At 73.8% G+C, this 12,548-nt stretch carries 9 protein-coding genes and 1 riboswitch; of the genes, 5 read left to right on the top strand and 4 right to left on the bottom strand.

The window, feature by feature from the left end; translation table 11 throughout:
- Positions 1–384 precede the first annotated feature (384 nt).
- The 3 genes from O7553_RS11270 to cobM all read left to right on the top strand — a co-directional run bounded on the left by O7553_RS11270 (position 385) and on the right by cobM (position 2,838).
- The gene (locus O7553_RS11270; RefSeq protein WP_281554745.1) at positions 385–792 is read left to right on the top strand and encodes a PPOX class F420-dependent oxidoreductase; all 408 of its coding nucleotides are present in this window, start codon (positions 385–387) and stop codon (positions 790–792) included.
- Between the two features lie 76 nt (positions 793–868).
- Positions 869–2,098 carry a precorrin-6y C5,15-methyltransferase (decarboxylating) subunit CbiE gene (gene cbiE, locus O7553_RS11265; protein WP_281554744.1) on the top strand — a complete coding sequence of 410 codons (1,230 nt, stop codon included), beginning with the start codon at positions 869–871 and terminating at the stop codon, positions 2,096–2,098.
- A complete protein-coding gene (cobM, locus tag O7553_RS11260) occupies positions 2,095–2,838 on the top strand; it encodes a precorrin-4 C(11)-methyltransferase (RefSeq protein WP_281554743.1) in 744 nt (247 codons plus the stop codon). The genes cbiE and cobM overlap by 4 nt, the downstream gene beginning before the upstream one ends.
- Positions 2,839–2,899: 61 nt before the next feature.
- Here cobM and O7553_RS11255 read toward each other — a convergent pair whose 3' ends face one another.
- Positions 2,900–4,132, bottom strand: coding sequence for an IS110 family transposase (locus O7553_RS11255; RefSeq protein WP_281551456.1), 1,233 nt, complete (start codon positions 4,130–4,132; stop codon positions 2,900–2,902).
- Positions 4,133–4,388: 256 nt separating this feature from the next.
- Between O7553_RS11255 and O7553_RS11250 the strand changes: the two genes are divergently transcribed.
- Positions 4,389–5,186, top strand: a complete 798-nt coding sequence (locus tag O7553_RS11250) for a cobalt-precorrin-6A reductase (RefSeq protein ID WP_281554742.1) — start codon at positions 4,389–4,391, stop codon at positions 5,184–5,186.
- Here O7553_RS11250 and O7553_RS11245 read toward each other — a convergent pair.
- The 3 genes from O7553_RS11245 to O7553_RS11235 are packed head-to-tail and all read right to left on the bottom strand — an operon-like array spanning position 5,174 to position 8,594.
- On the bottom strand, positions 5,174–6,697 hold the full coding sequence (locus tag O7553_RS11245) for a precorrin-2 C(20)-methyltransferase (RefSeq protein WP_281554741.1): 1,524 nt from the start codon (positions 6,695–6,697) through the stop codon (positions 5,174–5,176). The genes O7553_RS11250 and O7553_RS11245 overlap by 13 nt on opposite strands.
- The gene (locus O7553_RS11240; protein ID WP_348650080.1) at positions 6,694–7,332 is read right to left on the bottom strand and encodes a precorrin-8X methylmutase; all 639 of its coding nucleotides are present in this window, start codon (positions 7,330–7,332) and stop codon (positions 6,694–6,696) included. Before O7553_RS11240 ends, O7553_RS11245 begins: the two co-directional genes overlap by 4 nt.
- On the bottom strand, positions 7,329–8,594 hold the full coding sequence (locus O7553_RS11235) for a precorrin-3B synthase (protein ID WP_281554739.1): 1,266 nt from the start codon (positions 8,592–8,594) through the stop codon (positions 7,329–7,331). Before O7553_RS11235 ends, O7553_RS11240 begins: the two co-directional genes overlap by 4 nt.
- Before the next feature lie 116 nt (positions 8,595–8,710).
- Positions 8,711–8,839, top strand: a riboswitch (cobalamin riboswitch).
- A 56-nt stretch (positions 8,840–8,895) separates the two neighbouring features.
- On the opposite strand from O7553_RS11235, the gene cobN reads away from it, so the two are divergent.
- Positions 8,896–12,513: a cobaltochelatase subunit CobN gene (gene cobN, locus O7553_RS11230; protein ID WP_281554738.1), complete on the top strand. Its 3,618-nt coding sequence runs from the start codon at positions 8,896–8,898 to the stop codon at positions 12,511–12,513.
- The last annotated feature ends 35 nt before the right edge of the window (positions 12,514–12,548 follow it).

Raw genomic sequence — 12,548 nt, 5'->3', positions numbered from 1 at the left:
ACGGTTCAACCGGGTCTACAGATCGTTAGACCGACGGGCACCGCGTCGACGGGGCGGGGTCGACAGCACCGGGACGGGCACCCACCGGGCCGCCGCCGATGGCCGATTTCGAAGGTGGGGCGACGCAGCCGACTCTTGCGGGAGACCGACGTTAAGGCGCGCCGCCCCGCCGAGACACACTACTCGCGCACCCTGCGAGAACGATTGCTGGACGCGCTGTAGCGGACTAGCAATTGCTTGGTTCGACGGCCAGCACGGCACCCCATTGCTGAGCCACGACTCAACGCAGCCGATTCGGCACCGACCGCACCGGGACCGGCCGGCCAGCCCCACACGGGCGCGTCGGGACCGCCGCCCGGCGCCCACGGTGCCAGAATACGACGGGTGACGACATCTGCTTCCGGGCCGAAGGTCAGCGACGCGCTGCGCGACTTCTGGCGCGAACGGCACCTGTGCACGCTGACCACGCTGCGCCCGGACGCAAGCCCGCACGTGGTTCCGGTGGGAGTGACCTTCGACCCGGACGGCGGCGTCGCCCGGGTGATCACCTCCGGCCGGTCCCGCAAGGCCGCACACGTGCGGGCCGCCGGCGTGACCGGGGCCCGGGTGGCCGTCTGCCAGGTCGACGGGAAGCGATGGTCGACGCTGGAAGGCCTGGCCCGGCTGCACGACGATCCGCCAACGGTCCGGGATGCGGAGCAGCGCTACGCCCTGCGGTACCGGGTACCACGCCCCAACCCGGATCGGGTGGTGCTCGTCATCACGGTCACCCGTCGGCTCGGCAACGTCTGATCCGGGCGGCGTCACGCGGATCACCACCGGCGGGGTGGCCATGTCGAGCGACGCGGCGAACCGTTACCGTCGGACGATGCCCCCCAGATCCGGACCGGCTGTGGTCACCGTCATCGGTATCGGCGCCGATGGATGGGACGGGCTGTCCGGCGCCGGCCGGTCGGCGCTGCGCGCCGCGACCGCGCTGCTGGGCAGCCGCCGGCAGATCGAGCTGATCCCACCGCCCGAGCGGCCGGCGACCACCGGCACCTGGCCCACCCCGCTGCTCGCCCACCTGCCCCGACTGCTCGACGAACACCGCGGGCAGCACCTCGCTGTGCTGGCCAGTGGCGACCCGATGCACTACGGCATCGGCGGCACCCTGGTCCGGCTGCTCGGCCCCGAGCGGGTACGGGCGGTGCCTCACCCGTCGGTGGTCTCGTTGGCCTGCGCCCGGCTCGGCTGGCCGGTCGAAGAGGTCGACGTGGTCAGCGCCGTCGGCCGCCCGGTACAGCTGCTGCACCCCCTGGTCCACCCCGGGCGCCGGCTGCTGGTGCTCAGCGCCGGCACGGCCACCCCGGGTGAGGTAGCCGACCTGCTCACCGCACGGGGCTACGGACCCAGCCCGCTGACCCTGCTGGAACAACTCGGCGGCGCCCGGGAACGGCTGCGGACGGCAACCGCCCAGGACTGGGGCGGCCTCGACGTCGACCCGCTCAACGTCGTCGCGGTGCAGTGCCGGGCCGAGCCGGACACCCCGCCGCTGCCCCGGATACCGGGGCTGCCCGACGACGTCTACCAGCACGACGGCCAGCTGACCAAACGGGAGATCCGGGCGGTCACCCTGGCCCGGCTGGGTCCCCTGCCCGGGCAGCTGCTCTGGGACATCGGGGCCGGATCGGGCAGCATCGCCATCGAGTGGTCCCGCGCCCACCCGCAGTGCCGGGCCATCGCCGTAGAGCACGACCCGCGGCGGGCTCAACGGATCGCGGCGAACGCGGAGACGCTCGGCGTACCGGGCATCACGGTGGTCGCCGCGGCGGCCCCGCAGGCACTGGTCGGCCTGGACCCCCCGGACGCGATCTTCGTCGGCGGCGGGGTCACCACCACCGGGCTGCTGGACGCCGCCTGGTCGGCGCTGCGGCCCGGCGGCCGGCTGGTGGCCAACGCGGTGACCATGGAGTCCGAGGTGCTCCTCGCCGACTGGTATGCCCGCCACGGCGGCGACCTGACCCGGATCGCGATCAGTCGGGCAGCGCCGGTCGGCGGCTTCACCGGCTGGCGGCCGGCCATGCCGGTCACCCAGTGGGTGGTGCACCGCCGGTGACCGTCCACTTCGTCGGGGCCGGCCCCGGTGCCGCCGACCTGATCACCATCCGTGGCCGCGAGGTCATCGCGAGCAGCCCGGTCTGCCTGTACGCCGGCAGTCTGGTCCCGACCGAGCTGCTCGCCCACTGCCCGCCCGGGGCCCGGCTGGTCGACACCGCCCGGCTGACCCTGGACGAGATCGTCGCAGAGATGGTCGACGCGCACGCCGCCGGGCACGACGTCGCCCGGCTGCACTCCGGCGACCCCTCGCTGTTCAGCGCCGTCGCCGAGCAGATCCGTCGGTTGGACGCCGCCGGGGTGCCGTACCAGATCGTGCCCGGCGTGCCCGCCTTCGCCGCCGCAGCCGCCGCGCTCGGGCGGGAGTTGACCGTCCCCGAGGTCGGACAGACGGTGATCCTGACCCGGGTATCGGACCGGTCGACCCCGATGCCCCCCGGTGAGGAGCTGGCCGCCCTCGGTGCCAGCCGGACCACCTTGGTGCTGCACCTGGCGGTGCAACGGATCGACGCCGTCGTCGCCGACCTGGTACCGCACTACGGCGCGGACTGTCCGGTGGCGGTGGTGGCCCGGGCCAGCCGGCCCGATGAGGTGGCGCTGCGGGGCACGCTGGCCGACATCGCCGACCAGGTGCACGCCGCCGGCGTACGGCGTACCGCAGTGATCATCGTCGGCGCGGTGCTCGGCGCGGAAAATTTCCCCGACAGCCATCTGTACAGCGCCGACCGGTGCCGGCATTGACAATCCTCCCCGCCTGAAGAAGGCCGGAGTATCCACGAAAGACATCCCAGGAGCTTGAATGTCAAGCAGCAGCCTTGCTGAGGTGATGCGACCACGCGGTCGCCTCGTCGTAGACGGTGCCGGTCTTCAGGCATCCGTGCAGGATGCCGACGAGCCGGTTGGCGAGTTGGCGCAGCGCGGCGTTGTAGCTGGCGCCGCGGGCACGTTGCCGGTCGTAGTAGGCGCGGGCACCCGGCGAGGCCTTCAACGCGGAGAACGCCTGGGTCATCAGGGCGTCGATGAGCCGGTCGTTGTGGACGAACCGGGCCGCGACGGTCCTCTTCTTCCCGGACGCGCGGGTGATCGGGCTGGTCGCGGCGTAGTTCTTCCGGGCCTTCGCGGTGGCGTAGCGGTCGTGGTCGTCACCGAACTCGGCGAGCACCCGGGCGCCGAGGACGGCACCCAGTCCGGGCTGGGACAGGATGATCTCAGCGTCCGGGTGCCGGCCAAAATGGTCCTCCACCTGCCCTTGCAGGGCCTTGACCTGCTCGTTGAGAGTGACCAGCAGGGCGACCAGGGCGCGCACCGACGCGGCGTAGGCGGTGGTGACCACGGCCGGCTGGCCGAGGTGCTCGGCACGCAGCACCGCCTGGATCGACGCGGCCTTGGCCGCGACGTCGCGGCGCCGGGCCCGTTTGAGAGCGGCGCTGATCTGGCTGATACTCAGCCGGGCGGCGCTGGCCGGATCAGGGGCCTTCGCGAGGAGTTGCAGGGTGTCAGCGGCGTCGAGGTCCTCGAACGCCTCCAACGCCGCAGGGAAGTACTCCCGCAGCGCGTGCCGCAGCCGCTGCACAGCACGGGTGCGTTCCCAGATCAGCGTCTTGTGCATCCGGGTGACGACCTTGACCGCCTCGGCGTCCGCCGAGTCTCCGGCCATCGGGCTCAGTTGGTGCGAGTCGGTGCGCACCATGTCGGCCAGCATGTGCGCGTCGGCGGCGTCGCTCTTGGCCCGGGACACCGCCAGACGTTCCCGGTAGCGGGCCGCCTGCAACGGGTTGACCGGGTACACCGTGTACCCGGCGGCGACCAGCGCCTGCACCCACGGGCCCCGATCGGTCTCGATACCGATCTTTACCTGAGCAGCAGCAGCGTCGGCGTCGATGTCGTCGCCGAGCGCCGTGCCGATCATCGCGTGGAGCCTGGTGATGCCGGCGATGCCCTCGGGCAGCCTCGCCTTGGCCAGCCTGCGGCCGGAGGCGTCCATGAGCTCGACGTCGTGGTGGTCCTCCGCCCAGTCATCTCCTATGAACAGCAACGTCTCTCCCGCCTATTGAGTCGATCACCGCTGGTAGCCAGGAGGAGAACCATCAGCGACCTAATGAAGCAGTGCTCACGCCGCGACCGGGCGGGCACGACATCCCATCAGCGATCAACTCTCCACACCGACCAGCCGGGGCACGATCTTTCGTCAGGACTCGACGTCCAGGAACCCGGAGTGCTCACCGGCTGGCGGCTACCTACCCACCAGGAGTTTGCCGGATGGCTCACTCCCAGAACTCATTAGGAATCCGATGACCGGTGACCGCACCGGCCCCAGCCCGGACGGCGGACCACGGGTGCTCATTCTCGGCGGCACCGCCCAGGCTCGTCAGCTCGCCGCCGCGTTGGCGGCCGACCCGGCGGCGCGGGTGGTCACCTCGCTTGCCGGCCGGGTGGCCCGGCCCCGGCTGCCGCACGGCGAGACCCGCGTCGGTGGTTTCGGCGGACCGGACGGGCTGGCTAGCTGGCTGCGGGACGAGCGCATCGGCGCGGTGGTCGACGCCACCCACCCGTTCGCCACCCGGATCTCCGCCTCGGCGGTGCGGGCCTGCGCGCTGGCCGGTACGCCGCTGCTGGTGCTGCGCCGGCCCGGCTGGGTCGCCGGTGCGGGCGACGTCTGGCACCGGGTGCCGGACCTGGGCGCGGCCGCCGCCGCCCTGCCCCGGTTGGGCACCCGGGCGATGCTCACCACCGGTCGGCAGAGTCTGGCCGCTTTCGCGCCGCTGGCCGGGATCTTCTTCCTGATCCGTACGGTGGACCCACCGCAGCCGCCGCTGCCCGCCGACCGGGTGCTGCTGCTCGACCGCGGCCCGTACACCGTGGACGGCGAGCGGGCGCTGATGCGCGCGCACGCCATCGACGTACTGGTGACCAAGGACAGCGGCGGCGACGAGACGTCCGCCAAACTGGTCGCCGCGCGCGAGCTCGGACTCCCGGTGCTGATGGTCGACCGGGCCGCCGCGCCACCCGTGCCGACGGTCAACGACGTCGGCGCCGCCCTTACCTGGCTGATCGGGCTGGGCGCGGCGGCGGGCGCTCAGCCCGGGTAGCGCCGTGGGGTGAACACCACCGGCGGCCCGGCGCCGTCGTGGCTGACCTGGGTCGCCGACGAGCCGACGATCAGCAGGGTCCGCATGTCGACCATGGCCGGATCCAGGTCGGCCAACGCCACCACGTCGACGCGTTCACCCGGACCGCCGACGTCGCGGCCCACCACCACCGGGGTGTGTGCCGACCGGTGCTCCAGCAGCAGGTCCCGGGCCCTGGCCAGCTGCCAGGTCCGGCTGCGCGACGCCGGGTTGTAGATCGCGATCACCAGGTCGGCGCGGGCGGCGGCGAGCAGCCGCCGTTCGATCACCGGCCAGGGCTTGAGCCGGTCCGACAGGGACAGCACGCAGTAGTCGTGCCCGAGTGGTGCCCCCACCCGGCTGGCCACCGCCTGGGCGGCGGTCACCCCGGGCAGCACCCGGACCGGCACGTCCTTCCAGCGGGGCTCGGCGGCGACCTCCAGCACCGCCGTGGCCATCGCGAACACCCCGGGATCACCGGAGGAGACCACCGCGACCCGGGCTCCGTCGGCCGCCAACCGCAGCGCGTGGGCGGCGCGCTGCGCCTCGACCTGGTTGTCCGACGGGTGCCGGCGTTGCCGGGGGTTGGCCGGCACCCGGTCCAGGTACGGTCCGTAGCCGACCAGGTCGTCGGCGGCCGCGAGGGCGGCCTGCGCCTGCGGGGTGATCCAGTCCCGGCCGGCCGGGCCGAGGCCGACCACCACCACCTCTCCCCCGCCGGACCGAGCAGGGTCGGCGGCGCTCGCCGCGACAGTGCCACCGCGACGGCTGGCCAGCAACGCCAGAGAGAAGTACGGCACGGTCGCCGGGTCGACGTCGGCCAGCGGCGCGACGCGTTGCCCGCCGGTGCTGGCCCGCTCGACGTACCAGGCGTCGTCGAGGCGGCCGGCGACGGTCAACGCGTCGCGGACGGCCGGGAAGGTCCGACCCAGCTTGAGTACGGCGGCGGCGTCGGTGTCGGCCAACCGTCGGGTCAGCTCCGCACCGGACAGGGTGCCGGGCAGGACGGTCAGCACCTCGTCGGCCTCGACCAGCGGCCGGCCGAGTGCGGCGGCTGCCCCGCTCATCGAGGTGACCCCGGGCACCACCTCGGTCGGGTAGCGGTGCGCCAACCGCTTGTGCAGGTGCATGTAGGAGCCGTAGAACAGCGGATCGCCCTCGGCGAGCACGACCACGGTCCGACCGGCGTCGAGGTGGGCGGCCAGCCGTCGCGCGCAGTCGGCGTAGAACTCGTCCATTGCCGCCCGGTATCCGCCGGGGTGGGTGCTGCGTTCGGTGGTCACCGGGTAGACCAGCGCCTCCTCGATCTGTCCGGCGCGCAGGTACGGCTCAGCGATGGACCGGGCGACGCTGCGGCCGTGCCGGGCACTGTGGTGCACGATCACATCGGCGGCGGTGATCAGCCGGGCCGCCTTCACGGTGACCAGTTCCGGGTCACCGGGGCCGAGGCCGACGCCGTACAGCCGACCCGGGCCGCCGCGACGCGCGTTCATCTGCCCACCTGTCCCTCGTCGTCGCTGGCGATCGCGTTGAGTGCGGCGGCGGCCATCGCGCTGCCGCCGCGTCGTCCCCGGACCGCCAGGTGTTCCAGTCCGCCATGGTCGATCAAAGCCTGCTTGGACTCGGCGGCGCCGATGAAGCCGACCGGTACGCCGAGCACCGCCGCCGGCCGGCCGGCACCGGCGTCGACCAGCTCCAACAGTCGGAACAACGCGGTCGGTGCGTTGCCGACGGCGACCACCGCGCCGTCGAGGCGGTCGCCCCACAGTTCGACGGCCGCAGCGCTGCGGGTGGTGCCCAGCCGATCGGCCAGCTCAGGCACCCGGGGATCGGACAGGGTGCACAGCACCGGGTTGGCGGCCGGCAGCCGGCGTCGGGTGACCCCGGCGGCCACCATCGTGGCGTCGCAGAGGATCGGCGCGCCGGCGCGCAGCGCGGCCCGGGCCGCCACCACCACCTGCGGCGAGAAGACCAGGTCGTCGACCAGGTCGACCATCCCGCAGGCGTGGATCATCCGGACGGCGACCCGGGCCTGTTCGGCGGTGAGCCGGCTCAGGTCGGCCTCGGCGCGGATGGTGGCGAACGACTGCCGGTAGATCTCGGCCCCGTCGCGGACGTGGTCCATCACGGCTCCTCGCGTGCGGTGCGGACGGCGGCGGCCAGCGCCGCCCCTGGTAGGACGTGGACGGCGGGGCGGCCGGGCGCGCTCACCTGGTAGCCGTCGCCGGTGGCGAGGACCCGCAGCGCCGGTCCCGCTGGGGTGCCGCAGCCGCGCTCACAGCCGATCCAGTGCACCGGCAAGTGCGCCCCACTGGCCGCGGCCGGCCGGCCGGCGTGCGTCGCCGCCGCGTCGGCCCGTACGTCGGCCCGCGACCGGGCACAGCCGGGACGGCCCGCGCAGGCGGTGACGCCGAGCCACGGCGACCCGGGGTCGGTGTCGAGACCCGCACGGTGCAGCCGGCGCGCCCAGCCGGGTGCGTCGGTGAGCCGAGGCAGCACCACGGTCCGCCACGGGGTGATCCGCGCCTGCGGTGCGGCGGCGGCGAGCAGGTCGGCCTGCGCGGCGGTGAGCTGACCCAGCGGTACGGCGAGCACGAGTGCCTGGTCGCCGTCGGGGCGGCGCAGCACGCCCACCGGCGGTACGCCGGACCGTCGCGGTGCGGTCGGCGGGTCGGCCGCGACCCGGTGGACGCCCGGCGTGGTGGCGAGCGCCGCGACGAACCGTGCCAGTTCGGCGGCGGCGAGGTCGCCGATGCGCCAGATGGTGCCGGCCACGGCACGTTCGTCGGCGAGGAAGATCCGGGCGGCGGCGACCGCCACCCGGACCGCGTCGGTCGGCGTGGTCCGTAGGCCGTGGTCGACCCCGGCGAGCCGGATACCGACCCGGCCGTCCGACCCGGGCAGCAGGCCCACGTCGGGGCGCGCCGCGACGGTGGCGCCCCGACCGTCGTCGACGGCGAACAGGAACCGGCCGGAGAGGCGGGTCAGCTGTGGCTGTGCGCAGATCGCCGCGTCGAGGGCGCGGACCTGCGCCGCGACGTCCCACCGAGGCACACTGTCCACACCGGCCAGTGGGGAGCCGAGGATGTTGCGGGCCCGGTCGTGTCCGGGTGCGGGCAGCAGCCCGGCCGCGCTCAGCCGGCCGGCGAGCACCCCGGCGGCGTCGGCGGCCACCCCCCGCAGTTGTACGTTGGCCCGGCTGGTCAGCTCCAGGTGTCCGTCACCGAGGTCACGGGCGGCGGCGGCCAGTACGGTCAGCTGGCCGGCGGCTAGCAGCCCACCGGGGCAGCGGACCCGGGCGAGGTGCCCGTCGGCGGCCGGATGCAGCGCCAGCGTGCCGGGGCAGGCATCGGGGCCGCCCCGGACGGGCGGCAGCGGCGAGGCGGACACGCGGCGGATACTACGGGCTGCCACGGGAGGCGACGCCCTCGCGGCGAATAGATCACACCTTGACGAAACGTCCCCGGGTCGTGACAGTGGTCGGTAGCCAACTGCGGCGGCAAGTGGAGGAAGCCGGTGTGATTCCGGCGCGGTCCCGCCACTGTCACCGGGGAGCGGACCCCACCGACGGCCACGGCCCCGATCCACGGGGCGGGAAGGCCGGGGCGAGCCTCGATCCGGGAGCCAGGAGACTCCGGTCGCCGCGACCGACGACCCGGGGCGCGGACCCCGAGGGAGGACCAGGCGTCCGATGATGCTACTTCTGTCCACTTCAGATACTGATCTGCTGAGTGGACGGGCCAGCGGTGCCGACTGGCGCCTGGCGAACCCGGCCCGGCTGTCGGTCGACGACCTCACGCCCCTGCTTGCCGACGTCGACCTCGTGGTGGTCCGGCTGCTCGGCGGCCGCCGGGCCTGGCCGGACGGACTGGACGCGCTGCTGACCGACGGACGCCCAGTGGTGGTACTCAGCGGCGAACAGGCACCCGACGCCGCCCTGATGGAGCTGTCCACCGTACCGGCCGGGGTGGCCGCCGAGGCCCACGCCTATCTGGCCCACGGCGGCCCGGCCAATCTGGCCGAACTGCACCGATTCCTGTCCGACACGGTGCTGCTCACCGGGCACGGCTTCGCCGCGCCGCGGCCGGCCCCGGAGTGGGGCGTACTGGAACGCCCGAACGTGCCGACCGGACCGGGCCAGCCGACCGTGGCGGTGCTCTACTACCGGGCCCACCACCTGGCCGGCAACACCGGCTTCGTGCACGCCCTGTGCGACGCGGTCGACGCCGTCGGCGGTCGGGCGCTGCCGGTCTACTGCGCCTCGCTGCGCTCGCCCGACCCGCAGCTGCTGGCCACCCTGCGCCAGGCCGACGCCCTGGTGGTGACGGTGCTGGCCGCTGGCGGAACCCGGCCGGCGACCGCCTCCGCCGGGGGCGACGACGACGCCTGGGACGTCGGCGCGCTCGCCGAACTGGACGTGCCGATCCTGCAGGGACTCTGCCTGACCAGCTCCCGCCAGACCTGGGCGGCCACCGACGACGGGTTGTCCCCGTTGGACGCCGCCACCCAGGTGGCCATCCCCGAGTTCGACGGCCGGCTGATCACCGTGCCGTTCTCGTTCAAGGAGATCGACGCCGACGGGCTGTCGGTCTACGTCGCCGACCCGCAGCGGGCCGCCCGGGTGGCCGGGATCGCCGTCCGCCACGGCGCGCTGCGGCACATCGCGGCGGGCGACAAACGGATCGCGGTGCTGCTGTCGGCGTACCCGACCAAGCACGCCCGGATCGGCAACGCGGTCGGGCTCGACACCCCCGCCAGTGTGCTGGCGCTGCTGTCGACGTTGCGCGACGCCGGCTACGACGTGGGGCCGCCCGACGGCCCCGACGCGCTGCCGGGGCTGGCCGACGGCGGCGGCGACGCGTTGATGCACGCGCTGATCGCCGCCGGCGGGCAGGACCCGGACTGGCTCACCGAGGAGCAGCTGGCCGGCAACCCGGTGCGCATCCCGGCCGCCGACTACCGTCGCTGGTACGCCGAGTTCCCGACCGAGCTACGGGAACAGGTCGAACGGCACTGGGGTCCGCCGCCGGGCGAGCTGTACGTCGACCGGTCCCGGGATCCGGACGGCGAGATCGTGCTGGCCGCGCTGCGTACCGGCAACATCGTGCTGCTGGTGCAGCCGCCGCGCGGCTTCGGGGCCAACCCGGTGGCCATCTACCACGACCCGGACCTGCCGCCGAGTCACCACTACCTGGCCGCGTACCGGTGGCTGGAGCACAGCTTCGGCGCGCACGCCGTGGTGCACGTCGGCAAGCACGGCAACCTGGAGTGGCTACCGGGCAAGACGGTCGGACTCAGCGCCGACTGCGGGCCGGACGCCGCCCTCGGCGACCTGCCGCTGATCTACCCGTTCCTGGTCAACGACCCCGGCGAGGGCACCCAGGCCAAACGCCGGGCACACGCCACCCTGATCGACCACCTGGTGCCGCCGATGGCCCGGGCGGACAGTTACGGCGACATCGCCCGGCTGGAGCAGCTGCTCGACGAGCACGCGAACATCGCCACACTGGACCCGGCCAAACTGCCGGCGATCCGGGCGCAGATCTGGACGCTGATCCAGGCCGCCCGGCTCGACCACGACCTCGGTCTGAACGACCGGCCGCACGACGCCGAGTTCGACGACTTCCTGCTGCACGTCGACGGCTGGCTCTGCGAGATCAAGGACGTGCAGATCCGTGACGGGCTGCACGTGCTCGGGTCGGCGCCGGTCGGCGCGGCCCGGGTCGACCTGGTGCTGGCGATGCTGCGGGCCCGGCAGATGTGGGCCGGGCAGGTGGCCGCGCTGCCCGGCCTGCGGGAGGCGCTGGGCCTGGACGAGTCCGGCACCGACCGTGACGACACCGACGCGGCCGAGGCGACCGCCCGGGAGCTGGTCGCGGCGATGGAGGAGCACGGCTGGCGGTCGGACGCCGTCGCCGAGGTCGCCAAGCGCGTGCTCGGCGCCGACGGACGGGCCGCGCTGGTCACCCGGATTCTGGACTTCGCGGCGACCGAGGTGGTCCCCCGGCTGGCCCGCACCACCGACGAGCTGGCCCACGTCGCGCACGCGCTGGCCGGCGGGTACGTGCCGGCCGGGCCGAGCGGGTCGCCGTTGCGTGGATTGATCAACGTGCTACCGACCGGGCGCAACTTCTACTCGGTGGACCCGAAGGCGGTGCCGAGCCGGCTGGCCTGGGAGACCGGGCAGGCGATGGCGGAGTCGCTGCTGGCCCGCTACCGGGCCGACGCCGGCGACTGGCCTCGCTCGGTGGGACTGTCGGTGTGGGGCACGTCTGCGATGCGGACCGCCGGTGACGACATCGCCGAAGTGCTGGCGCTGCTCGGCGTCCGGCCGGTGTGGGACGAGGCGTCGCGGCGGGTGACCGGCGTCACGGTGGTCCCGGCCGAGGAGCTGGGCCGGCCGCGCATCGACGTGACGGTGCGGATCTCGGGCTTCTTCCGCGACGCGTTCCCGCATGTGGTGGCCATGTTGGACGACGCGGTCCGACTGGTCGCGGCCCTCGACGAGCCCGACGAGGTGAACTTCGTCGCCGCGCACGCCCGCGCCGACCTGGCCGCCCACGGCGACACCCGGCGGGCCACCATGCGGATCTTCGGCTCCAAGCCGGGCACGTACGGTGCCGGGCTGCTGCAGCTGATCGACAGCCGCAACTGGCGCGACGACGCCGACCTGGCCGAGGTGTACGCGGTGTGGGGCGGCTACGCCTACGGCCGGGACCTCGACGGCGCGCCGGCCCGCGACCAGATGGAGTCGGCGTACCGGCGGATCGCGGTCGCGGCGAAGAACATCGACACCCGCGAACACGACATCGCCGACTCCGACGACTACTTCCAGTACCACGGCGGCATGATCGCCACCGTCCGGGCGTTGACCGGGTCGGCCCCGGCTGCCTACGTCGGCGACAGCACCCGGCCGGAGGCGGTGCGCACCCGCGCCCTGCACGAGGAGACCGCTCGCATCTTCCGGGCCCGGGTGGTGAACCCGCGCTGGCTGGCGGCGATGCGCCGGCACGGCTACAAGGGGGCGTTCGAGCTGGCCGCCACCGTCGACTACCTGTTCGGCTACGACGCCACCGCCGGGGTGGTAGCCGACTGGATGTACGACAAACTGGCCGAGACGTACGTGCTCGACGAGGTCAATCAGCGGTTCCTGACCGAGTCGAACCCGTGGGCGTTGCACGGCATCACCGAGCGGCTGCTGGAGGCGGCCGACCGCAAACTGTGGGAGTACCCCGACCCGGCGGTGCTGGACGGGCTGCGGGAGGTGTTCCTGCGGACCGAGGGCGACCTGGAGGACCGCGCCGGGTGACCGCGCATCCCGGCGGCGGCCCGGCGGCATCCCGC

The sequence above is a fragment of the Solwaraspora sp. WMMA2059 genome, from assembly GCF_027497315.1.
In the GTDB taxonomy this organism is placed as follows: Bacteria; Actinomycetota; Actinomycetes; order Mycobacteriales; family Micromonosporaceae; genus Micromonospora_E.
Note: the sequence above shows the minus strand (reverse complement) of the source record. Positions and strands in the feature narration are given on the sequence as shown.